This is a genomic window from Thiomicrorhabdus sp. Milos-T2 (genome assembly GCF_000702325.1).
Lineage (GTDB): Bacteria > Pseudomonadota > Gammaproteobacteria > Thiomicrospirales > Thiomicrospiraceae > Thiomicrorhabdus.
Genome location: NZ_KL370891.1, coordinates 968,332 through 991,710, shown reverse-complemented (window position 1 = coordinate 991,710; position 23,379 = coordinate 968,332). Strand labels below are relative to the sequence as shown.

The following is a 23,379-nucleotide window of genomic DNA, read 5'->3' as shown; positions in this document are numbered from 1 at the left end:
TTATGCGTTTTTCGCGTTTTTAATATTATCAATAAACTGGTCAAACAAAGGCGCTACATCATGCGGGCCAGGGCTTGCTTCTGGATGTCCCTGAAAACTAAATGCAGACTTATCTGTACGAGAGATACCTTGTAAAGACCCATCAAACAATGATTTATGCGTTGCTTTTAGATTACTTGGCAAGGTTTCACCATCAACAGCAAAACCGTGGTTCTGAGAAGTAATCATCACTTTTTTGCTATCCACATTTTGTACTGGATGGTTAGCACCGTGATGACCAAACTTCATTTTTACCGTTTTAGCGCCACTGGCTAATGCCAATAACTGGTGACCTAAGCAAATACCAAAAACAGGCACTTCTGTTTCTAGTACTTTTTGAATAGCTTCAATGGCGTAATCACAGGGTTCTGGATCACCAGGACCATTCGATAAGAAAACACCATCTGGATTCATGGCTAATACCTCTTCGGCTGGCGTTTTTGCTGGTACAACAGTTAATTTGCAACCACGGTCGGCAATCATGCGCAGGATGTTACGCTTAACGCCATAGTCATAAGCGACTACATGAAAATCATTATTGGCAGAACAATCTGCATGTCCTTCACCTAAAGACCAAGAACCTTCTGTCCAAACATAGGTTTCGGCAGTAGTGACTTCTTTAGCCAAATCCAAACCTTTAAGACCACTAAACGCTTTTGCTTTGGCAACCGCTTGTTCAGCATCAATATTTTCACCGGCAACAATCACACCAGACTGAGCACCTTTATCACGCAAAATACGTGTTAATTTACGGGTATCAATATCTGCAATAGCAACCACATTTTGCTCTTTTAGATATTCAGGCAAAGATTTTTCAGCACGAAAGTTACTCATTAATGGAGGGCAATCTTTAATCACCAACCCCTGTGCCATAATAGCTGAAGATTCTTCATCTTCAGCATTAACACCAACATTACCAATATGAGGGTAAGTTAAAGTAACAATTTGTTTAAAGTAAGAAGGATCCGTTAAGATTTCTTGGTAACCCGTCAAAGAAGTGTTAAAAACAACCTCCCCTGTCGTTTCCCCTTCTGCACCTAGTGAAGTTCCCCAAAAAAGGGTACCGTCTTCTAATGCCAGCAAAGCCTGTGTCATTGATTCATCCATCCAAAGTGAATTGAAATTTTTAAGTATTCGCACATTATTTACGGCGCATACAAAAAAACGGAGCCAGCCTTCATAGAAGACTCACTCCGTTTTCTGTTGCTAAATGACCTTAATCATTCCCGCTAAATACTCCGTAAATTGCCAATAACTGCTTAATTTCAGTCGCAAAAATTAATAACGCGGATTGTACTTCATAAGCTTTACAAAGTCTATATTAATCACCGCATAAATTCAGCATTTAGTTAGTTTTAAGATTTGTATTTACGGGTCATTTTTCGCTTTTAATTTAACCAGGCCTGGTTAATTTAAACTTACTATTTAATTAAAGCTAAACAGCAAGTAAAACTATCTACCAAACTAGGTAAATTCAAACTGGATTAGAACAAGATTTAAGCAAGATTTAAGCATACAAATAGTTGATTAAATAAAATTAACGAATACGTTTAGAGGTGTAATACGTTTTTTGCCAGTAGCGATTTTCTAAATTAGAAATAGTAACACCCTTGCTGGATGACGCATGAATAAATTTAGAGTTTCCTATATAAATACCGTTATGTAATGAATGACGTCCTGTTTTAAAAAACACAATATCGCCTATTTTTAATTTATTTTTTGACACTCTGTGCCCTAATTTAATTTGAGTACGAGTTGTTCTTGGAAGTTGATAACCTAATTTAGTGCGGTACGTATTCTGCACAAAGGCCGAACAATCCACTCCATTTAAGTCTGTGCCTCCATATTCATAAGGCGTTCCTTTCCACAGTCTATATTGTGATAACACAAGACTTTTCACCTTACTGGAATCACTAAGATTAACGGGCTTTGCGAGCTTAAAAGACGAAGAGGATTTATTCGGTGTGCTTGAACAACCACTTAACGTTGCTAACAAAAAACACAAAACCACCGCTAAAAATTGGTTATTCACTAATAACACTTCATATCTCTCGTTAACAAACTATTCTTTCATTCTATCAAGGCTTTATAAAAAATGTAAAACGTCACTTTTATTATGGACGCTCCTAAAATCATGAAGCAATCATGGAGTTTAAATTTTTTTAGTAAGAAATTTTAAAATAAGCTGTCTATTATGATGCTAGAACAATTAAAAACATATTAAGGATATCATCCATGCACTTATTAAACTTAACAACAAGCACGCTTTCAAAATGGCTGCTTACCCTATTTATTCCACTCACACTTAGTTTACCTGGCTGTGCAAAGGAGCCTGACATGGAAAATCAAAATGACATGATGGACACACAAATTGAGAGTAAAACCATTGTGTTAGGTATGGGTTGCTTTTGGGGGGCTGAAAAACGCATGTCTGAAATACCTGGCGTCATTGATGTAGAGAGTGGTTATGCTGGCGGAGACGACAAAAAGGCCGGCTATAGAGACATACTCGGACTTGAACAGAAAATTCAGATGGGATTATCTAACAAACGTAACCATGCAGAAGTCATCAAAGTGACCTACAACCCGTCAATGGTCAATTTAAAAACCATTCTCATTAAATTTTGGGAGAGCCATAACCCTACCCAAGGTAATCGTCAAGGTAATGATATGGGGTCAAATTACCGCAGCGTTATCTACTACCAAACCGATGCTGAAAAAAACCTAGCTGAAGAAACTCAAGCCATTTACCAAAAGGCATTAAGCAATGCAGGCTTCCCCAAAATCACCACTGAAATTGCGCCTTTAATTAACTATATTGCCGCTGAAGAGTACCACCAAGACTACCTTAAAAAGAACCCTAATGGCTATTGTGGCTTAGGGGGAACAGGCGTCGCTTACCCGGGTTCTGAAACCAAAAAACACCCTCAACTCAAAGCAAGCGATCTCAATAAACAACGTCAATTAATTGTATTTGAAGCCGAAGAATGTCCTTATTGTAAAAAATTTAAGGCTGATATACTCAACACCTGGAAATCTGAAGTACCCGTTGTTGCAACTTTAAATCCTAATCCTCCAAAAGATTGGAAATTAGCAAAAGCACTTTTTGCGACACCCACTATCGTGTTATTTGAAGATGGCAAAGAAGTTTCGCGCTTTACCGGTTATAACGGAGATAAAGCAAGATTTTGGAAATGGTTAGGATTTAGACTTCTCACTCCTGAACAACGCAAAATCGCATTTGAAGAAGGCACAGAAATGCCTTTCACAGGGTCGCATTTAGATGAGACCCGACCTGGATATTTTGTTGACCCAATAACTGGGGCTAAATTATTTAGAAGTGACACTAAATTTAAAAGTGGAACAGGATGGCCAAGCTTCTTTAACCCCGTAAAAGGCGCTATTACCGAACATACCGATAATAGTATGGGCATGGCAAGAGTAGAAGTTCGCAGTGCAAGCTCAGGAATTCATTTAGGCCATGTATTCAACGACGGCCCAGCCCCAACCTATAAGCGTTACTGTATTAACGGTAATGTTTTAAAATTTGTACCTGATAAAAAGGAATAATTCGGTTCATAGAATTTAATTTGTGCCGATAAAAACAAAAAAGGTATTCAATCACAAGAATTGAATACCTTTTAAAGGAATAAGTCACACTGCATTATTAAAATACAGTTTTACTTTAGATTAACGCAAACTTGAATTAACGCAAATTCAAAACATCCTGCATATCAAACAACCCTTTGTCTTTATTTGCAATCCAATTACAAGAACGCGCCGCTCCATTAGCAAATGTCATTCTGCTAGATGCTTTGTGCGTAATCTCTACACGCTCGCCTTCTGTGGCAAATAACACCGTATGGTCACCTACAATATCTCCAGCTCGCACCGTCGCAAAACCAATGGTTTTAGGATCACGTGCGCCAGTAATACCTTCTCGACCATAAACTGCACACTCTTTTAAATCACGACCCAAAGTATCAGCCACCACTTCACCCATACGTAAAGCCGTTCCTGATGGAGCATCCACTTTATGACGATGATGACCTTCAATAACCTCTACATCGTAGCCTTCATCCAACACTTCAGCCGCTTGTTTTAATAGTTTTAAACAAAGGTTAACCCCAACACTAAAGTTGGCGGCAAAAATAACCGCAATACTTTCAGCGGCTTTATCAATTGCAGCCAGGCCTGCATCATCAAACCCCGTCGTTCCAATCACAATTTTTTTATTGTGAGCGATACAAACATCAAGGTTATGCTCGGTGACCTTTGGAGAGGTAAAATCAATTAACACATCAAAGTCATCCACAACCGATTCAATCGAACCAACAACAGCAACCCCTAACTTACCAACACCGGCCAATTCACCGGCATCTGCACCAATTAGTGAGCTATCTGGTCGCTCAATTGCAGCGCTTACCGTTAACCCTTGAGTTTGATTGACCGCATCAATTAGGTTTTTTCCCATGCGACCTGAAGCGCCAATAATTGCTACTCTCATCTATTATCCTTTACGATTTCAAGAGACCTTTGCACAAATGTGGCGCGAAAGAAAAGGTGATAAAAACCATTTTTATTCGCAAAACCACCTCTTAGCAAGTTCTCTTTAAGTTTGCTTGTCCAGTATTCTACTAATTCCAAGGCTCATCTTTATCTTTTTTGGATTTTTTATCATCGTCATCATCGCCCGTAAAAAACGATTTAACTGAATCAAAAAAGCTATGTGCCTGAGGACTGTGCTGTTTATGATGCTTACCTTGCAGGCTTTCATCAAACTCTTGTAATAACTCTTTTTGACGAGACGTTAACTTAACCGGTGTTTCAATATTAACTAAAACTACCATATCTCCCATGTGAGATGAACGTACCGATTTAACACCTTTACCGGTTAATTTAAAGCGTTGTCCCGACTGAGTTCCCGCTGGAATTTTCAAATTAGCTTTACCACCTAAAGTAGGCACATCAATTGAACCCCCTAGGGCAGCGGTTGCAAAACCAATCGGCAGTTCACAATAGAGAGTATTACCATCACGTTCAAAAATAGCATGCTTTTTGACGCGAATACGCACATATAAATCACCGCGTGGTGCACCAGGCTCGCCAGCTTCACCTTCGCCTTGTAGACGAATACGATCACCGTTGTCCACTCCCGCAGGAATTTTAACTGACAAGGTTTTATTATCGTGAGTATAGCCTTCACCATGACACTTTTTACATGGCGTCTTAATTAATTTACCTGAACCATGACAACTTGGACATGCACGATTAACGGCAAAGAAACCTTGTTGCATTCGCACTTGACCAGCACCATGACAAGTTGGGCAGGTTTCTACAGAACTGCCCGGTTCCGCACCAGAACCATCACACGCATCACAAACATCTTTAGTCGGAATACGAATATCAACCGTTGTACCCGCTACCGCATCTTCAAGCGAAACTTCAAGCTCATATTGTAAATCTTGACCTGGCTGTGGCCCACGTTGGCCGCCAAAACCGCCGCCAAAAATATCGCCAAAGATATCCCCAAACGCATCGCCGAAACCACCACCGCCAAATCCACCACCGTGGCCACCTGCACCGCCTTCTAAACCAGCATGACCAAACTGATCATAAGTAGCGCGTTTTTGTGCATCAGACAAAACCTCATAAGCTTCAGCGGCTTCTTTAAATTTATTTTCAGCTTCAGCATCACCAGGGTTACGATCAGGATGATATTTCATCGCCATTTTGCGATAGGCTTTTTTAATCTCACCTTCAGATGCCGTTTTGGAAACGGATAGGATTTCGTAGTAACAGGTTTTACTCATCGATCTCTCGTTTTACGTTTTATTCATATCTTTTTTAACCACAAAGTCACGAAGACTCGAAGAAAAAATTAGGTTTAGTTAAACTCAGCGATATGTTATTGAAATTAATATCAAAAAAATTCTTAATCATCTTTTTATCAAGAGCACTGATTAAAAGCGTTTTTTCGGATACAAACTTATTGTTTTAAATAGAAAAGCACGAAGACCTTTCCATTTTGATAAATTTAAAATAAACCCATCAAAACTTAGTGTCTTCGTGCCTTAGTGGTTATCGCTAAGAATTACTTCTTATCGTCATTCACTTCTTCAAACTCTGCATCGACAATATCGTCATCTGCATTGTCTGTTGAACCTTGCTCTTGAGCTTCTGCACCGCCCGCTTGCTGCTGTGCTTGTGCTTTTTGAGCAACTGATTGACTTGCTTCAGCTAATTTAGCAACTGAATCTTCAATTGCAGCCTTATCGTCACCTTTAATGGCTTCTTCTACGGCTTTAATTGCTGTATCAATCGCTTCTTTTTCCGCTGCATCAACAGAATCGCCAGCATCTTTAACCATTTTATTAGTTGCGTGAACCATCGCATCTGCTTGGTTACGTGCTTCAACTAGCTCTTTTAGTTTTGCATCTTCTTCAGCGTGAGCTTCTGCATCTTTAACCATTGCTTCAACTTCGTCCTCAGAAAGACCAGATGAAGCTTGGATAGTAATATGTTGCTCTTTACCTGTATTCTTATCTTTAGCAGACACATTCAAGATACCGTTTGCATCAATATCAAATGTTACTTCAATTTGAGGCATACCACGTTGTGCTGGTGGAATCTCATCTAGGTTAAACTGACCAAGAGACTTGTTTCCAGAAGCCATTTCACGTTCACCTTGAACAACGTGAATTGTAACGGCAGACTGGTTATCTTCAGCAGTAGAGAATACTTGTGACTTACGTGTTGGGATAGTTGTGTTCTTCTCAATCAGCTTAGTCATTACACCACCCATTGTCTCAATACCTAGAGATAGAGGAGTAACGTCTAATAGAAGTACATCGTTAACATCACCAGAAAGTACACCACCTTGAATCGCTGCACCAATAGCTACGGCTTCATCAGGGTTTACATCTTTACGTGGCTCTTTACCAAAGAACTCTTTAACCGCTGCTTGTACCATTGGCACACGAGTTGATCCACCCACCAAAATAACATCGTCAATTTCAGAAGCAGAAAGACCTGCATCTTTAAGAGCCATTTTACATGGTTCAATTGAACGCTTAACTAAGTCTTCAATTAAAGACTCAAACTTAGCACGAGTAATTTTCATGTTTAAGTGTTTTGGACCGGTTGCATCAGCAGTAACATAAGGTAGGTTGATGTCTGTTTGCTCACGAGAAGAAAGCTCAATTTTTGCTTTCTCTGCTGCTTCACGAACACGCTGTAAAGCCAACTTGTCTAATTTAATATCAACATTCTGATCTTTCATGAATTCTTCAGCAATATGTTCAACGATTACGTTATCGAAATCTTCACCACCCAAGAAAGTGTCACCGTTGGTAGAAAGTACTTCTACTTGCTTCTCACCGTCTAAGTCTGCAACTTCAATGATAGAGATATCGAAAGTACCACCACCTAAGTCATATACGGCAATTTTACTATCGCCAGTCGCTTTATCCATACCGTACGCAAGTGCAGCGGCCGTTGGTTCGTTAATAATACGCTTAACTTCTAAACCAGCAATTTTACCCGCATCTTTAGTCGCTTGACGCTGTGCATCGTTAAAGTAAGCAGGAACCGTTACCACCGCTTCAGTCACTTCATGACCAAGATAATCTTCAGCAGTAGTCTTCATTTTAATTAATGTTTTTGCAGACACTTCTTGAGGAGATAATTTCTTACCATTCACTTCAACCCAAGCATCACCGTTATCAGCGGCTACGATTGCATAAGGAACCATATCCTTATCTTTAGCAACAACCGCATCATCTGAACGACGACCGATTAAACGCTTGATTGCAAAAATAGTATTTTCTGGGTTAGTTACCGCTTGACGTTTAGCAGAATCACCCACTAAAACTTCACCGTCAGCCGTGTAACCAATAATAGACGGTGTAGTTCTTACACCTTCAGCATTAGGAATAACTTTAACGTCTTTCCCTTCCATTACTGCCACACATGAGTTGGTTGTTCCTAAATCGATACCAATAATTTTAGCCATTTGATTCACTCCAAATTGCAAACTTAAGTTACCAGGCCTGGTCAATTTAATTTCACCAAGTCGGGTCAAAAGTTAATTCTTAAAATAATGTTTAAATTGTTTGTTGACTTGTATATAAGGCTGTTAAAAATGCTTTCAAGTCTAAATTTGATTTTTTTTACTAATTTCAGCAGAAAGTCTTACTTACCTAACTTTCGCTGAAAAATTCACCGCACAACAATGCTTACTGAGCAACGATTACACGAGCTGCACGAACTAAACGTTCATTTAACGTGTATCCTTTTTGAATAGTATCTATTACGGTATTACTTTCGTGATCAGGAGATGGAATCATGGTCATTGCTTCATGCAGCTGAGGGTCAAACTTTTCACCTGTCGGGTCTACTCGCTCAACATTAAACTCTTGTAAAACGTCAATTAACTGCTTAAACGTCATCTCTACGCCTTCGCTAATACTCTCAATGGTCGCACCCTCTTTTGCAGCGGCTTCCATTCCCATTTCCATAGAGTCCATTGCCGGAATTAACGCATTAACAAACTTTTCTAAAGCATATTTATGAGCACCTTCTACATCTAAACGGGTACGACGACGCAAGTTTTCCATATCTGCTTGCACACGTAAAGCCATATCTTTATGCTTTTGTGCTTCAGCTTTTGCTTCTTCTAATAAAGCGGCAATATCATCTTGAACCGCTTCTTGCGCATTTTCTAATGCTTCTTCAGCCTGCTGTAAAGTCTCTTCTGCCGTTTGATTTTCAACAGTTTCTGCATTTACGTCATCATTCATTTTTTGCTCTTTTTCAGACATGGTTATCTCCAGTAAATTTCTAGTCGGAAGTTTTATAAGGGATAGCCCTGAGTAATTCAAGGCAAAAAAGGATTTTTTTTAAATCAATTTACCAGGCCTGGTAAAGATAGAAAATTAAACGATTAATTTATTACGTTTAGCTTGGTTATTCAATAAATTAAAGTTGGTATTAGATATTAGAAATCTTCATGCCTTCGTTCTTTCGTGTCTTCGTGGTTAAAAGATTTGTTTAATTAATCATTAAATACCTATACCCAAAATAACAAACCACAATTATATGCTTTGGCTTTTTAAGCCAAGGCTTTGGCAATAACCGATGGGAGAGTTTTAGGGTCTTTTATACGTAGCTGTTTATTAACATTCATTCGGCCAAAAACAACCTCTATATCTGACTTATTTACCCCAAATTCACGACAAAGAAATTTAACCATATGATCAGTCGCTCTTCCCGCTACCGGCTTAGCCGTTACACTTATTTTCAGTTGATTAGCTTTGGGCTTACCAATAACATCTCTTTTGGCACTTGGCGTTCCCAAAACGTTTAAAACTAAAATATCATCTTCATACCAACAAAAAGCATTTGGGTCTTTTACAATTTTTTCTGACTCGTTTGCAGTTTGGTTTTTATGATTTTTATTCCTTGCCATTAAAATATATCCTTTATGAATTTTTGTGACGTGAAAGTCTTTTAAGAGCACTCGCCTTTTGAGGCATAGTTTTAATATAAGTCTATTTTAATATAGGTAGAATTTAATATAAGGTAATCCACTAAATGAAAGGTCTTAAGATTGCTTAAGATTGCATAAGATTGCTTTAAATCACGGTAAAAGTTTTCGTGACTTCCTAAAGTCAACAATCCTAATAACTCCAAGACTAAACGCTCTTGCTCAGAAACATAACCAAGCAAGGTTAACTGGCCAACCCTCTTAAACTTATAAACTCGTAAAAAACGCAAATCACCTTTTTTCTGTTCACCCACTTCTGAGTTGTTCTTTAAATAGCGAATCGCTTCTTTGACTTCAGCCTGCTGGTTGGCGTGCAGTTTTTTAAAAGCCTTTTTAAAACTTGGCGTCTGTAATAACTGCAACTCACGCATCTAAATCAAACGGTTCCAACTTGCATGCCTATCGCTCGGACTGAGCCAATAAAGCCTGCTGCACAAAAGAAAAAGGCCAGTCGGGATTGTCTTCCATAATCTCGCCAATCTTAGCCCAATATTCAATTTGTTTAGGTGTGGTACGGTGGTGTGCCTTACCCCAGATATTCGCCTTCTCAACCAAGGATTGATCTAAACGCACGCTTGACGTTGCGATACTACTCTCCTTTAAACTTTAACCACTACAAATTGTAGCATCTTGCTTCAAGTTTACTAAAAGACAAAGGCTACCAGGCCTGGTAATCCTTGTTTTTATTCTAATGAACAAGGGTAGCGTCCCGTTTTCTTGGTAACCTTCGTTTTCATGAAGATTGCAATAAAATTCAGATGAATTTTTACCCTCAGGGGTACCTAAAACCTTTTTTACTCATACATACTCTCGTGTTTATGCCCTTGGGTGAAAAGGTCTCTTTATTATTTAAATTGTAAAATATATACTTTCGTAAGAAAAAAACCTCTATGATAGACAAATTGATTCTAATATATTTAAAAAACGTAAAGACTATTTAACATGCCTCAATTTAAACGATTACAAGAAATTAAAAAGTACATCGACCCTTCTTTTGAGACGTTTTACGATGCCATGCTAAATAATGAAAGAATGTCGGTATTTTTTGATTCTAATGAACAAATTAAAGAGTTGATCGTTAAACAAAAATCACACTTCTTACAAACTCTCCATTTAGGAAAAGAAGAACTCAAGCGAAATTACATTCAATTGGGGGAATTTCATTATAAAATTCGCGTACCTTATATTGACTTTATTAAGGCAACAGAAATACTTGAAGAGCATTTTATTGTTAGCTCCCAAAAAGCCGAACCTTGCCATGAATTAATGGATGAAATATTTGAATACTTTAAAATTATGCGTGCCTTTACAGCAAAAGGTTATCTCAACAAAATGCTTGAAGAAGACGAAAAAGATTTAGATCTTTTTTTAGATCAAGCAAAAGCCATTGATAACCACTATTTACCTAAAGAAGTCATTTTTAAAAAGCTAGAGTGGTTAAAAAACTTATTAATTGCTATTAGCAAAAATGACAGCGAAAATCACGACTTATCGCATGAATTTTTATACGATTGGGCACCATTTATTCGTTTTTTAACCCCTGAAAAACAACGTTTTTTTACTGAAATGGAAAAACGCGTCATTATCAATACTGAAAATCTATTTTTCTTTCTAAAACGTGAAGAATATTTAGAAATATTGCCACTCTACAACTCATTACTCAGCATTTATAAGCTTGCTTTTATGCTCAATAATGCCATCACGTTTGAGTACGCCAGCAAAGTAATTAGCGATATGCGTCTTGATAGTTTGACGCATCTTTTTAGAAAAGACTCTTTTGAAGATATTATTCGTAAAGAGATTTCATTCGCAAATAGAGACCCTAACTACTGCTTTAGTATTGCTTACTTGGATTTAGACGATTTTAAACACATTAATGACCATTACGGTCATTACTCAGGCGACAAAGTATTAGAAATGATGGGCTCACTGATTGAACGCGGCATACGAAACTCAGATTATGGATTCCGTATTGGGGGTGATGAGTTTGCCATATTGCTAAAACAGGCCAATAAAGCTCAAGCAAATGATATTTGTCAAAAAATTCAAACAGAATTTAATCAAACTGATTTTTTATTTAACGAAGAAATTAGTTTTAATTGTACCTGCAGCATTGGTATAAAAGAGTACAGCCAAAGAAAAGTAGAGACTTATGAAACCCTTATCCAAGAGGTTGATTCCAAACTCTATCAGTCTAAAAACAATGGAAAAAACCAAATTCAGAACTAAAGTCTACTACGAGTTAACCCTACAAAAAATGGCTTTGCCCTCATTGATTGAAATTGAGTGTGTAGCAACTTCAGAAAAATTACTGGAAGGAAAAAACAGCTGAAAAAGCTAGAAGTCTTAAAACAAAAAAATGCATAAGAACCTGTTTATAGTTAAAGGGGTCAGTACCCTTTTTATTGCCAAAAACTATATTTACTGTTTATTTTCAATACGTTATATTAAATAAAACAAATTAAAGGGTACTGAGGTTCCCCCAAAAAACTGGACACTAAATATTACTATTTGGAGTCTACAAATGAACCGAAAATACACCGCATTTACCAAAGAGTTTAAACTCGAAACTATACGCCTTGCCAGTCAACCTGATACAGTAATTGCTCATCTCGCACGAGATCTCGGAATTCGTCGTAATATGATATACAAATGGAGACAGCAATTGGATACTAAACAAAGCAAAGCGTTTAAGAGAACCGCCACTGACGAAGATTCAGACCACCGCCAACTGACTGTCTCTGAATTAATTAAAGAAAATAATCGTCTCCAAAAAGAACTTAAACTTGCAGCCATGGAGAATGAAATTCTAAAAAAGGCTCAAGCTTACTTCGAGGACGAAAAGGATTAAGGTTTAAGTTTATTGCACAGCAACAAACTTTTTACCCTATTGAACTACTTTGTCAGTGCATGGATGTATCCAAAAGTGGCTTTTATCACTGGAAAAAAGCACCTGTGAGTCTCAGAAGTAAGCAGAACAATTATCTTTTGATGAAAATTATTGAAGCCTATAAAGCGGGCCGTAGAAACTATGGTTCGCCTAGAGTCTATAAAGAGCTTAAAGCAAACAACATTTCTATTCGCCTAAACAAAGTCGCCAAAATGATGAGAGAAAATGGGCTTTATGCCAATACGTCAATCAAGCATAAAAGGGCTAAAATCCACTGCTGTCCCACTTAGCTAAAATGAAAAAGCCTGAATCCATACAGATTGTTACAATGTAAGTACCACCAAACATATGTAATAACAGAGGATTCAGACTATGAGCTTTCATAATACAGTATTATCACAAGTCTTAAAAATGTTTCCGAGACTTGAATTTGAAAAGCTTTCAAGCATTCATGATGGGAAATGACGAAGTGACGCTTTAAGTCGCTGGTCTCAATTTGCAGCCTTGGCGATTGGCCAGATAGGTGCACGCCATAGCCTTCGAGATATTGAAGCCACAATAGAGTCACAACCCCAACAGCAATATCATTTAGGCAGCCAAAAAATAAAACGCACGACATTCAGTCGAGCCAATGAAAAGCTAGATTATCAGTTCTATTCTGACTTGTTTTCTAAGCTTTACAAACAATGCTCTCAGCACTCACCAAAACATAATTTCAGATTCAAATCAAAGCTATTCTCGTTGGATGGTTCTCTTATTGATCTTTCCATGAAGCTTTTTCCATGGGCGGATTACAATAAGAAAAAATCAGCCATGAAACTGCATATTGGACTTGATCATGATGGCCTTATCCCAGCTTTTGCATCCTTAACAGGAGCCAAAGAGTCTGAAATGAAACAAGTTGATTTATGGAAGTTTCCAAAGGGAAGTGTACTCGTTTTTGACAAAGGTTATAACAACTTCAGCTGGCACAAAGCCTTGAGTTCAAAAGGGTTGGTATGGGTAACAAGAATCCGAGGCAATGCAAAGTATAAAGTTGTAAAAACGTTACCGACGACAAAAAACTTAAACATTATTTCTGATCAGATCATTGAATACACTGGACAGAAATCCCTTAGAGAAAACTTACCCGCTATTCGCTTAGTGAATTATTACGACCCCGTCACGCAAAAAGATTATCAGTTTATTACCAATCAAATGAACTGGTCAGCTCAGACAATTGCAGATATATATAAAGAGCGTTGGCAGGTAGAACTCTTCTTTAAATGGATCAAACAAAATCTAAAAATCAAAGCTTTTTTAGGTAACTCTAAAAATGCGGTAATGACTCAAATCATGGCCGCATTATGTGTTTATTTGATTATCGCTTTTCTTAAGTTTCAATCAGGATCGAAAAAGAGTTTTCAGCAGATTTTAAGATTACTACAAATGAATCTATTTATTAGAAGGCCGTTAATAGAACTTTTGAAGCCACCACCTAATGTAGAAAACGTGAGGCCCCAAATGAGTTTAGGCTTGGTGAGAAATTAAGTGGGACAGCAGTGGCTAAAATCGCACGTAATACGCGAGGGTTTACAGGGAATGTTCTCAACCGTAACTTTTCTTCCCTTATCCCCAATCAAAAATGGGTGAGTGACACAACGTTTGTTTATACCCGACAAGGTTGGTTATACCTTGCTGTGGTTATTGACTTATATTCACGCAAAGTAAATGGCTGGGCAATGAGCAAACGTAACGATACGAATCTTGTATCAATGGCGCTCAAGATGGCCATGAAGGCGAAACCGTCAGCACAAAAGGTAATACTGCACTCTGATCAAGGTTCTACCTATCGATCTGATGCTTACTTAGCATTATTTAAGCGCAACGGGATAATCCAAAGCATGAGCAGAAAAGGAGAATGTCACGACAATGCCGTGGCTGAGAGCTTTTTTAGTACCTTAAAATCAGAGTTGGTCTATCAAACAAGCTATTTAACAAGAGAAGAAGCTCAAAGTAGCATTTTTGAATACATTGAAGTCTTTTACAACAAAATAAGAAGGCATTCTTATCTCAATTATGAATCGCCTTTAAATTACGAAATGGCTTTTTATGATAAAGTCTAACCGTCCAGTTTATTGGGGGAACTTCATACTGACCCCTTTACTTTAAGTTGCCCCTTTTTCCATAAGATTTTTGCGGTCATATCTACTCGTGCATTCACAGAATAGTTAAGTACATATCTCTTGGTTTCTTTACCCAATCAATCTTCTCAGTAATTCACTCACAAAACCCAACGACCTAAATTCTATAAAAAGTCATTGTACAACTTGTCAATCATGCAATTATTATGATAATGTAATGACATTTGTTATTACATATTGTTACCAAACTTATTTGAAAGTGCGCCTTAACTAATACCCAGAGGAGAAACAAAACATGGGGACCATTACCACAAGAGTGGATGATGCTTTAAAATCTGAAGCCTATAATGCTTTACAAGAATTAAACGTCACACCGTCCGAACTATTACGCCAAACCCTTGAGTATGTAGCCGTAAATCATTCTTTACCGTTTAAGCCCGTTTTATTGAGTAATGATGATGAAGCTCTATTAAAAATCGCCCGTGAACGCTTGCAAAGTCCAATTCCAGTAGCAGTAAAACTTGATGAACTATAGCCTTGAATTTGACCAATGAGCGTTAAAAGAATGGCATAAACTCGATGCTAGTATTCGTACACAACTAAAGAAGAAACTAGAAAACGTAATGAGAAACCCAAGAATTGAGGCAAATAGACTTCGTGAACTGGAAAATTGTTACAAAATCAAACTTCGTAATAGTGGTCATAGACTCATTTATCAAGTTCAAGATGAACGCGTAGTTGTATTTGTGGTTGCGATTGGCAAACGAGATAAACAACAAGCTTATAAGATAGCTAAGCAGAGATCTTAATTGTAAACAAGCAGCATTAACTTGTTTGAATAGTTAAATTCCATTAAATTAAAATCCTACTCAATCGATAGGGTCAGACTCGATTGATTTATACTTTTTCATTCTTAAACCTCTTTGATTTCCTGTCGCCACCTTTTGCTTTTGGAGCAGTGGCTCTATTAAGTTGTTTGGCTATCTTTTCTTAAACGTTTTGAATAAAAAGGAAATTTAAAGAGGGAAGTTATGAATTTACTTTTTAAGAAGAGAACCTAAGATTTTGGCAGTCATATCGACTCTAGGCACGACTTTTTGGTAGTCCATTCGGCTTGGTCCTACCACGCCGAGCACACCTAGAATTTCGCCTTCTACTTCATATGGCGTGGTGATAATACTGCAATCTTCATAAATATCATTGCCGCATTCGTGGCCTACAAACACTTGTACACCTTGGGCTTGCATACTTTTATCTAGCAGTGAGACCATTTCATTATGCTGATCAAATGAGTTAAAAAGGGCTTTTAATTTTTCTGAACTGGCGAGTTCTTGGTAGTTTAATAAATTGGTTTTACCTGACACTAAAAAGGGCATTTTTTGTTCTAACTGACTTTCTAAAACAAAGTCAGTGGCTTGCACAATAGAGCTCATAAAATCATTGGTGGTAGAGCGAATCGTATCCATTCTAGACATTAAAAATTGTTTGGCTTCAGCTAAATTTTTACCTAAACAGTGTTCATTTAAGTAGTTGGCAGTTTGCTGAAGTTCATCACCACTAAACGGTTTTTCTAGCTCTATAATGCGGTTTTGCACATCATTATCATTAAACACCAACACCACTAATACTCGATTAGCACCGAGCTGAATAAAATCAATATGTTTTAGAACTTCTTGCTGTTTATTAGGCATTAACACCAAACTGGTCATTCCCGTTATACCAGACAAGACTTTAGAGGCACTTTCAATAAGTGCATCTTGATTTAACCCTGTAGAAAGTTCATTACGAATAAGGGCTTCTTTCTTCTGAGATACGGGCTCATAGGTAAGAATAGAATCAATAAATAGTCGGTAACCAATATCGGTTGGCACTCTTCCCGCTGATGTGTGTGGTGAGTGTATAAGCCCCATTTTTTCAAGGTCTGCCATCACATTACGCACGGTTGCTGAGCTTAAACCAATGTCGGGTAATTTAGCTAGCGTAGTTGACCCTACCGGCTTACCATCATTAAGGTATAATCCCATTAAATTTTTAAACAAAAGTTGTGAACGGTCGTTTAGCATCTCAGCACTCTTAGTAGTAGACTGCTAAATTATATGATGCTTAGGCGGTTATTCAAGACTTAGTTCAATATTTATTAAGCCGCTCACTCTTTAAAGAGCTGAGTTTGGCCATTTGGATGGATTAGAAAATGTTTCAGAATATTGGTATTTTTGGAAAGTACTCGGGTAATCAGTGTTGGGAAAACATTGGTGTACTAGTTGACTTTTTGCTTAAACATTCACGCACTGTTTATTTAGATAAACCCTCTTGCGAACAGTTTCCAAAAAATAAACACGCCCCACTTTTAGAACGTGAAGCACTCTGTGAAAAAATCGATTTAGCGATTATGGTGGGCGGTGATGGTACCTTTTTAGATGTTGCACGTAATATTGCCGATTATGACATTCCGATATTAGGGATTAACTTAGGTCGTTTAGGGTTTTTAACCGATATTTCACCCGACGACATGATAACTACGATGGAAGAAGTGCTTGCTGGGGTTTATCAGGAAGAACGCCGTAATGTGTTAAAAGTGAGTGTTTTTGATAAGGGCCATTTAATATTTGAAGAACGCGCCATTAATGATGTGGTGATTCATAAAATCGACTCACCTCGCATGATTGAGTTTGAAACCTTTGTAGATGGTCGCTTTTTAAATAGCCAACGTTCTGATGGGATGATTATAGCGACACCTACCGGTTCTACCGCTTACGCTTTGTCTGCAGGTGGGCCAATTTTAGATCCCAATTTAGATGCATTTTCTTTGGTTTCGCTTAACCCACATACCATGAGCACCCGTCCTTATGTGATTAGTGGTGACAGTGAAATTGAACTGCGAGCACATGAATATTGTGAAAAAACCGCACAAATTATTTGTGATGGTCAAATTACGCAAGATATTTCACCCTCTCATCAAACCTTTGTAAAACGTAACCCTCATTATTTGAGATTACTGCATCCAAAAGGACACGACCACTTTGAGCTGTTACGAGCCAAATTGCGCTGGGGCGATAAACTTTCATAAGCACCAAATAGAGAGCCTTAAGCCAGACTTACCGGGCCTGGTATATTTTAATTAGGCTTTTTTAAACTACGTTGAGAGGCTTGTAAAGCGTCTCACGTTATAACTACTACTAAATAGAATTGATACCGTTATGCTTCAAGAACTAGCTATTCAAAACCTAGCGTTAATTGAGAAACTTCAACTACAGTTTAATACCGGCTTTACCACCTTAACGGGTGAAACGGGTGCCGGTAAATCTATTTTATTAGATGCATTAGGTCTAGCCTTAGGCGAACGTGCCGACAGTAGTTTAGTCAGGCACAATACCCCTAAAGCGGATGTTACGGCGCTATTTGATATTGAACAACTTCCACAGGTGCAGAGTTGGTTAACAGAACAAGAGTTAGATGATGAAACTCAATGTTATCTACGAAGAACCGTTACCTCAGAAGGCCGATCTAAAGCTTATATAAATGGTTACCCTGTTGCCGCAAACCAACTTAAAACCTTAGGTAGTTTTTTAATTGATATTCACGGTCAACACGAACACCAAACGTTATTATCCAGTCATAAACAATTAGATTTATTAGATGCTTACGCCAATCACCCAGGCCTGGTAGAACAAACTCAAACTGACTTTAAAACCTGGCAAAAGCTCACTCGTGAACTACAAAAACTGGAAGAAGAACAAGCAGATTATCAAAGTAAATTAGAACTGCTTAATTTTCAAAACAGCGAGTTTGAAGAGATAAACCCTCAAGAGGGTGAATTTGAAAGTTTGTCTGAAGAACAAAGCCAACTTTCTCATGCCAGTGAAATTAAACAAGCTTGTGAAAATGCCTACTCTCAAATTGAAGAGGAACAAGGCGCAGTCGATGCGCTTAACCATGCAGTACAAAGCTTAGAAAGTATTTTGGCGTTTAGCCCAAGCTTAGAAAGCACCATTAAACAATTAAACAGCAGTTTAATTGAGGTTCAAGAAGCCGCAAGCGAAATTCAACACCAAGCAGAACAAGTTGATTTAGACCCTCAACAACTCAGTTTTGTTGAAGAACGTTTATCTCACCTTTTTGGTTTGGCTAAAAAATACAATATTGACCCTGAACAGCTCGTTGAAAAACGCCAACAAATCCAAGATGATTTAATGCGCTTAGAACAGTCTGATGCTTCCTTAGAAACACTAAAAGAAGCACTTGACCAGGCCTGGTTAACTTATCAAAAACAAGCCAATACACTTAAAAAATCGCGCCAAAAAGCCGCTAAAGCCTTGTCCAAAATTGTTAGCGAAGGTATGCAAACCCTTGGAATGCCTAACGGTGAATTTGCGGTGCAATTAACAGACAGTGACCAAGCAACCGTTTTAGGTACAGACAAAACGGTATTTTTAGTAACCGCCAACAAAGGTCAACCCTTGCAGCCCTTAGCTAAAGTGGCCTCTGGTGGTGAACTTTCAAGGATTAGTCTGGCGATTCAAGTTGCCACCTCAGAAGTAGCCAGTTTACCAACGCTGATTTTTGATGAAGTGGATGTAGGCATTGGCGGTGGCATTGCTGAGGTCGTGGGGCAAAAAATGCAACAGCTCGGAAATGACAAACAAATCTTATCCATAACCCACTTAGCTCAAGTTGCTTCACACGGCCACAATCATTTACATATCGCTAAAAAGACGGAAAACGAAGTGACAACAACCCAAGTAAATAAACTTGAACCTCAGCAAAGAACCGAAGAGCTCGCCAGAATGTTAGGCGGCCTAACGCTTACCGAACAAACTCTAAATCACGCTAAAGAGATGTTAGCAACCGCACAGAACAAAACGGCTTAGGTTTATAAAACATCACTCATAACAAAGCATCGGCATTAAAAAAGGGTTTGACTCATAAAGAATCAAACCCTTTTTTAATAATTACCTTTAATTACTTTTTAAAAAACTACCCCAAATGGTTAACCACCAAAACCGTAATTTTCTTACTCTTGCGGTAAGGTTCCGTAAATCACTAAGCTGTGACCCGATAATTCGTAACCATTCTCTTTCGCTATTTCTTGAATTCTGCTTTCTATAACCGGATCAACAAACTCTTTTACTTTGCCACTTTTTAGGCAAACTAAATGGTCGTGGTTATCACCTGTATCAAGTTCAAAAATAGAGATATTATTCTCAAAATTTAAACGTCTAACAATTCCGGCTTGTTCAAACTGGGTTAATACTCGGTAAACCGTTGCTAAACCGACCTCTTCACCTTGTTCTAATAAAATTTTATAAACGTCTTCAGCGGTTAAGTGGTGTTCATCCCCTGCACTTTCTAAAATTTCTAAAATTTTAAGCCTAGGCAATGTGACTTTTAAACCCACTTTTTTAAGTTCTACTCCGCTCATAAAAACCCCTAATTTCACTTATTTAATTCGCATATATAGTACATTTAAATACTAAGTAATACGTCAGAATCGCCGATAGAATTGATATAAAATTTAATTCACATCTCAAAAGGTGCGTACCAAGAATAGTGTGTATAATACCTTAAATTATCTTTAACTAAAATTTATTAACGTTAAAAAAGCGCCCTGTAAAGCTGGTTATTACGCTTTACACTAAGCTTTACACCAAGCTTGATTTAAAGCTACTGTTCAATTTGAGGAAAGCATGTCAAAAGTAAATTCGATTCTTAAAAAAATTAACCGCTCAAGTTCATTATTTTTAGCGGGATTATTCAGTTTAAGCTTACTTTCGGGTTGCTCATATCTAGCGCCATATAAAGCTCCGTTAACTCAAGGTAACATTATGACCCAAGAATCGGTTAACCTTTTACAAGAGGGATTAACAAAAGGTCAAGTTAGAGAACTTCTAGGACCTCCAATGGGACAAGATACCTTTAACCCAAAGCATTGGGATTATCTTTACTACACTACTGCTGAAAATTCAGAAACCAAAATTCTTGCTAAACACCTAGTAATTAATTTTGATAATGACGACTTATTAGATAGCTGGAAGACTAGCAACGACAATGTTCAGCTAAAAAAAGACAACTCTTGGCTAGGTTTAGGTTGGTTTTAAAACTCATTAATGCTAAATCAATTAGCTAAAATCTTATACATAAGTTCAAACCCTATAAACAACAAATAAACAAAAAAGGCCTGAATAATTATTATTCAGGCCTTTTTTGTTTATTTGTAAGCTTGTTTAATTCAACTTAACTAGATCACTTAGCGGCTTTGCGCTCTTCTTCAACTTTTTGTCTTCTACGCTCACGCGGGTCTACTTTTAATGGGCGATACACTTCAATTCTATCGCCCTCTCGTAATACGGTATCGTATGAAACTAACTTACCAAAGATTCCCACTTTATCAATGACCAGGCCTGGTAATTCAACCAATAACTTAGATTGATTTAAAGCCTCAATGACCGTTGTACCTTGTTTTACCTTTTCACTAAACAAGTACTGTACATCTTCTAAAGCGTAAGCTACTTCTATTGAAAGCATATCACTCATATTAATACCTTTTTAAGCTTAAGCGTATATTTGCTTGGCACGTTCGCAAAATGAATCCACCATTGTTGCCGCAATATATTCAAAAATTGGACCAATTGCTGCGTTTAATATGCCGCTACTCACTTCAAACTCCACTTCAAAAATAATCTTGCAAGCATCAACATCTAATACTTTAAACTCCCATTCACCACGTAACGCTTTAAAAGGTCCTTCAATTAAGTGCATCTCAATTCTTTCGCCCGGCACTAGGTGATTATGGGTTTTAAAGGTTTGTTTAATCCCCGCTTTAGCTATCGTAACACTCGCGTCCATTTCAACATCCGTTTGTGAAATGACTTCTGACCCACCACACCATGGCAAAAATTCAGGGTACGATTTAACATCGTTAACCAAATCAAAAACTTGTTGTGCCGAATAAGGCAATAAAGCGGTGCGAGCAATTTTCTTCATAGGCGTTTGAATACTTGGGATATAAAATTAAGGGACGTATTATAACAAAGCTCAATTCATTAGACCGATTGAATAAACCCAATGTTAGAATGAAATAACATTAATAAAATAACACTAACCAAATGAATTTAGCTTTTAGGGGAACCGTGCATGCAGTTAATTAAAACAAATTCGGCAAAAACAACGCTAATATTTAGCCTATTTATGGCTATAGGATTAAGTAGTCAGGCAGCCCTAGCGGGTGAAGAACAATTAATTGAAAACCCAACTAAAGGCAGTCCTTTTATTAAAGACAGCTGGTTGGTCACATACCAAACGGATGACTTTAGCGACAAAATTAAAGAAGCTAAGGTGCTCTTTATTCCGGCCAATTTTGGTAAACAAGCCGCCATTCAATTGCGTTGTAAACCCTATTTTACTAATTTTAGCTTGCAATACACGGAACAAACAAAAAATTTAATGAGTGACAATGAGCTACCTAATGCCTCAGATAAATTCGCCAAACATGGTTATATTTATGATGATAAGTAGGACTTAAAAGTCAGTACAAATGATGACTATGAAACCTATGATATTTCTGTTGGCGGTCAAAAAAATCATCTAACCAATCTGTTTAAAACTGCCAATAAAATCAAACCAGGCCTGTTAGGTATGAGTTTTTTCTACTCTTTTACTTACCAAGAAATGCCTAGCTTTAGACCGGGAAAAACCCCTGAAGACGCCAGAGACTTTTTTAAACAAATACAGCAAGCGGTAAAAAATCAAACTCCTGTAAAATTTGAGCTAGAAACCTCCCAAGGCTGGCAACGTCAGTTTAGTTGGGACACACAACGTATGATGAAGGTGGTACCAAGTGAAGTTATGGATTTTTGTTTAACTGAACGTAAACTTAAATAGTTGACACGGAATTAACCAAGACACTTGAAAAGCATAAACATAATCACCATGACGTTTAAACAAGCTTTGACTAGCAATCCTTAACCAACACGCCTTAACCAGGCCTGGTATAATTCATTTCTAAAATAAACTTACTATTGCACTAAAGACAAAATTACATGGCCAAAAAGAAACCTCAAGTTAAATCCAACAGCATCGCTAAAAACAAAAAAGCCCGTTTTGAATTTTTTATTCAAGACACACTAGAAGCTGGTATTAGCCTAGAAGGCTGGGAAGTAAAAAGCCTTAGAGCCGGCAAAATACAGTTAGGTGAAAGTTATGTCATGTTTAAGAACGACCAGGCCTGGTTGTTCGGTGCTTTAATCACTCCGTTAATTACAGCTTCAACACATAATGTGCATGATCCACTCCGCACTCGTCCGTTATTAATGCACCGTAGAGAGATTAATCGTTTACGTGGATTAGTCGATGTGGATGGTTTAACTGTGATTCCGCTAGAACTTTATTGGAAACAAGGGAAAGTGAAACTCGCCATAGGTATCGCCAAAGGTAAAAAACTCCACGACAAACGCGCCACAATGAAAGAGCGTGACTGGAACCGAGACAAACAACGAATCCTCAAAAACGATTTTTAGGTTAAAGATTGCATTACGTGTAAAGATTAGATTTGATTAAACAGAAAATTTAATCAGACAGTCAACAGGTTTAACTTAACGCCCTTCTTCTATCTCAACTCTTAGGGGGTTTTGTACGATTTTTATTCGTGTAATTGCCTTGAAACAGCTCTCATTTAGTTAAATAGCACTTATTTCATGCTAAATAGCCTATTTATCACCTCTATCCCTTGAATAATTTTGATTCACCCCCAATAATAATGCAACTCTGAGATTTATCCCTTTTAA

Annotated in this window: 25 protein-coding genes and 2 pseudogenes; 14 read left to right on the top strand and 13 right to left on the bottom strand. The window is 37.7% G+C overall.

Annotated elements, in window-relative coordinates; translation table 11 throughout:
- Together carA and BS34_RS0104390 are read right to left on the bottom strand one after the other, a co-directional pair.
- Entirely contained in the window at nt 1-1,134 is a 1,134-nt protein-coding gene (gene carA / locus BS34_RS0104395; RefSeq protein ID WP_029407332.1) for a glutamine-hydrolyzing carbamoyl-phosphate synthase small subunit, read from the bottom strand.
- A gap of 442 nt (nt 1,135-1,576) precedes the next feature.
- Nucleotides 1,577-2,071: a C40 family peptidase gene (locus tag BS34_RS0104390; RefSeq protein WP_029407331.1), complete on the bottom strand. Its 495-nt coding sequence runs from the start codon at nt 2,069-2,071 to the stop codon at nt 1,577-1,579.
- A 203-nt stretch (nt 2,072-2,274) separates the two neighbouring features.
- Between BS34_RS0104390 and msrA the strand changes: the two genes are divergently transcribed.
- Entirely contained in the window at nt 2,275-3,609 is a 1,335-nt protein-coding gene (gene msrA, locus BS34_RS0104385; RefSeq protein ID WP_029407330.1) for a peptide-methionine (S)-S-oxide reductase MsrA, read from the top strand.
- A gap of 136 nt (nt 3,610-3,745) precedes the next feature.
- Here the strand turns inward: msrA and dapB are convergent, their stop codons facing one another.
- The 7 genes from dapB to BS34_RS0104345 all read right to left on the bottom strand — a co-directional run bounded on the left by dapB (nt 3,746) and on the right by BS34_RS0104345 (nt 10,159).
- Nucleotides 3,746-4,546: a 4-hydroxy-tetrahydrodipicolinate reductase gene (dapB, locus tag BS34_RS0104380; RefSeq protein WP_029407329.1), complete on the bottom strand. Its 801-nt coding sequence runs from the start codon at nt 4,544-4,546 to the stop codon at nt 3,746-3,748.
- A 130-nt stretch (nt 4,547-4,676) separates the two neighbouring features.
- A complete protein-coding gene (gene dnaJ, locus BS34_RS0104370; protein WP_029407328.1) occupies nt 4,677-5,852 on the bottom strand; it encodes a molecular chaperone DnaJ in 1,176 nt (391 codons plus the stop codon).
- Nucleotides 5,853-6,133: 281 nt separating this feature from the next.
- On the bottom strand, nt 6,134-8,053 hold the full coding sequence (gene dnaK / locus BS34_RS0104365; protein ID WP_029407327.1) for a molecular chaperone DnaK: 1,920 nt from the start codon (nt 8,051-8,053) through the stop codon (nt 6,134-6,136).
- 223 nt (nt 8,054-8,276) lie between these two features.
- Entirely contained in the window at nt 8,277-8,861 is a 585-nt protein-coding gene (gene grpE / locus BS34_RS0104360; RefSeq protein ID WP_029407326.1) for a nucleotide exchange factor GrpE, read from the bottom strand.
- 290 nt (nt 8,862-9,151) lie between these two features.
- Nucleotides 9,152-9,508 (bottom strand): DUF167 domain-containing protein, encoded by a 357-nt coding sequence (locus BS34_RS0104355; RefSeq protein WP_084151560.1) that lies wholly within the window; start codon nt 9,506-9,508, stop codon nt 9,152-9,154.
- Nucleotides 9,509-9,579: 71 nt separating this feature from the next.
- On the bottom strand, nt 9,580-9,957 hold the full coding sequence (locus BS34_RS0104350; protein ID WP_084151559.1) for a type II toxin-antitoxin system RelE/ParE family toxin: 378 nt from the start codon (nt 9,955-9,957) through the stop codon (nt 9,580-9,582).
- Between the two features lie 28 nt (nt 9,958-9,985).
- Nucleotides 9,986-10,159, bottom strand: a complete 174-nt coding sequence (locus BS34_RS0104345) for a ParD-like family protein (protein WP_233993138.1) — start codon at nt 10,157-10,159, stop codon at nt 9,986-9,988.
- A gap of 369 nt (nt 10,160-10,528) precedes the next feature.
- Between BS34_RS0104345 and BS34_RS0104340 the strand changes: the two genes are divergently transcribed.
- The 7 genes and pseudogenes from BS34_RS0104340 to BS34_RS12190 form a co-directional block, all read left to right on the top strand.
- Nucleotides 10,529-11,815: a GGDEF domain-containing protein gene (locus tag BS34_RS0104340; protein WP_029407322.1), complete on the top strand. Its 1,287-nt coding sequence runs from the start codon at nt 10,529-10,531 to the stop codon at nt 11,813-11,815.
- 295 nt (nt 11,816-12,110) lie between these two features.
- The gene (locus BS34_RS0104330) at nt 12,111-12,437 is read left to right on the top strand and encodes a transposase (protein ID WP_029407321.1); all 327 of its coding nucleotides are present in this window, start codon (nt 12,111-12,113) and stop codon (nt 12,435-12,437) included.
- Between the two features lie 59 nt (nt 12,438-12,496).
- Nucleotides 12,497-12,766 carry an IS3 family transposase gene (locus BS34_RS13215; RefSeq protein WP_029407320.1) on the top strand — a complete coding sequence of 90 codons (270 nt, stop codon included), beginning with the start codon at nt 12,497-12,499 and terminating at the stop codon, nt 12,764-12,766.
- A 193-nt stretch (nt 12,767-12,959) separates the two neighbouring features.
- Nucleotides 12,960-14,006 (top strand): annotated as a pseudogene (locus tag BS34_RS12195) (IS4 family transposase); the annotation flags it as partial.
- Nucleotides 14,007-14,017: 11 nt separating this feature from the next.
- A complete protein-coding gene (locus tag BS34_RS0104315) occupies nt 14,018-14,581 on the top strand; it encodes an IS3 family transposase (protein WP_051640678.1) in 564 nt (187 codons plus the stop codon).
- A 313-nt stretch (nt 14,582-14,894) separates the two neighbouring features.
- Complete coding sequence (locus BS34_RS0104310; RefSeq protein ID WP_029407318.1) at nt 14,895-15,134, top strand: type II toxin-antitoxin system RelB/DinJ family antitoxin; 240 nt, start codon at nt 14,895-14,897, stop codon at nt 15,132-15,134.
- 31 nt (nt 15,135-15,165) lie between these two features.
- Nucleotides 15,166-15,408, top strand: a pseudogene (locus BS34_RS12190) (type II toxin-antitoxin system RelE/ParE family toxin); the annotation flags it as partial.
- A 228-nt stretch (nt 15,409-15,636) separates the two neighbouring features.
- Here BS34_RS12190 and hrcA read toward each other — a convergent pair.
- A complete protein-coding gene (gene hrcA / locus BS34_RS0104300; protein WP_029407317.1) occupies nt 15,637-16,662 on the bottom strand; it encodes a heat-inducible transcriptional repressor HrcA in 1,026 nt (341 codons plus the stop codon).
- A 128-nt stretch (nt 16,663-16,790) separates the two neighbouring features.
- Between hrcA and BS34_RS0104295 the strand changes: the two genes are divergently transcribed.
- Both BS34_RS0104295 and recN read left to right on the top strand, forming a co-directional pair.
- Nucleotides 16,791-17,666 (top strand): NAD(+) kinase, encoded by an 876-nt coding sequence (locus tag BS34_RS0104295; protein ID WP_029407316.1) that lies wholly within the window; start codon nt 16,791-16,793, stop codon nt 17,664-17,666.
- A 130-nt stretch (nt 17,667-17,796) separates the two neighbouring features.
- Nucleotides 17,797-19,467 (top strand): DNA repair protein RecN, encoded by a 1,671-nt coding sequence (gene recN / locus BS34_RS0104290; protein WP_029407315.1) that lies wholly within the window; start codon nt 17,797-17,799, stop codon nt 19,465-19,467.
- Between the two features lie 143 nt (nt 19,468-19,610).
- Here the strand turns inward: recN and fur are convergent, their stop codons facing one another.
- The gene (gene fur, locus BS34_RS0104285) at nt 19,611-20,018 is read right to left on the bottom strand and encodes a ferric iron uptake transcriptional regulator (RefSeq protein ID WP_029407314.1); all 408 of its coding nucleotides are present in this window, start codon (nt 20,016-20,018) and stop codon (nt 19,611-19,613) included.
- Between the two features lie 265 nt (nt 20,019-20,283).
- Between fur and BS34_RS12185 the strand changes: the two genes are divergently transcribed.
- Nucleotides 20,284-20,694: an outer membrane protein assembly factor BamE gene (locus BS34_RS12185; protein WP_233993137.1), complete on the top strand. Its 411-nt coding sequence runs from the start codon at nt 20,284-20,286 to the stop codon at nt 20,692-20,694.
- A 145-nt stretch (nt 20,695-20,839) separates the two neighbouring features.
- Here the strand turns inward: BS34_RS12185 and BS34_RS0104275 are convergent, their stop codons facing one another.
- Nucleotides 20,840-21,130, bottom strand: a complete 291-nt coding sequence (locus BS34_RS0104275; RefSeq protein WP_199774075.1) for an RnfH family protein — start codon at nt 21,128-21,130, stop codon at nt 20,840-20,842.
- An 18-nt stretch (nt 21,131-21,148) separates the two neighbouring features.
- Nucleotides 21,149-21,580, bottom strand: a complete 432-nt coding sequence (locus tag BS34_RS0104270) for a type II toxin-antitoxin system RatA family toxin (RefSeq protein ID WP_029407311.1) — start codon at nt 21,578-21,580, stop codon at nt 21,149-21,151.
- 150 nt (nt 21,581-21,730) lie between these two features.
- On the opposite strand from BS34_RS0104270, the gene BS34_RS0104265 reads away from it, so the two are divergent.
- The 3 genes from BS34_RS0104265 (at nt 21,731) to smpB (ending at nt 23,112) form a co-directional block, all read left to right on the top strand.
- Nucleotides 21,731-22,111, top strand: coding sequence for a hypothetical protein (locus BS34_RS0104265; RefSeq protein ID WP_029407310.1), 381 nt, complete (start codon nt 21,731-21,733; stop codon nt 22,109-22,111).
- Between the two features lie 120 nt (nt 22,112-22,231).
- Nucleotides 22,232-22,477 carry a hypothetical protein gene (locus tag BS34_RS0104260; protein WP_029407309.1) on the top strand — a complete coding sequence of 82 codons (246 nt, stop codon included), beginning with the start codon at nt 22,232-22,234 and terminating at the stop codon, nt 22,475-22,477.
- Nucleotides 22,478-22,635: 158 nt separating this feature from the next.
- Nucleotides 22,636-23,112: an SsrA-binding protein SmpB gene (gene smpB / locus BS34_RS0104255; RefSeq protein WP_029407308.1), complete on the top strand. Its 477-nt coding sequence runs from the start codon at nt 22,636-22,638 to the stop codon at nt 23,110-23,112.
- The last annotated feature ends 267 nt before the right edge of the window (nt 23,113-23,379 follow it).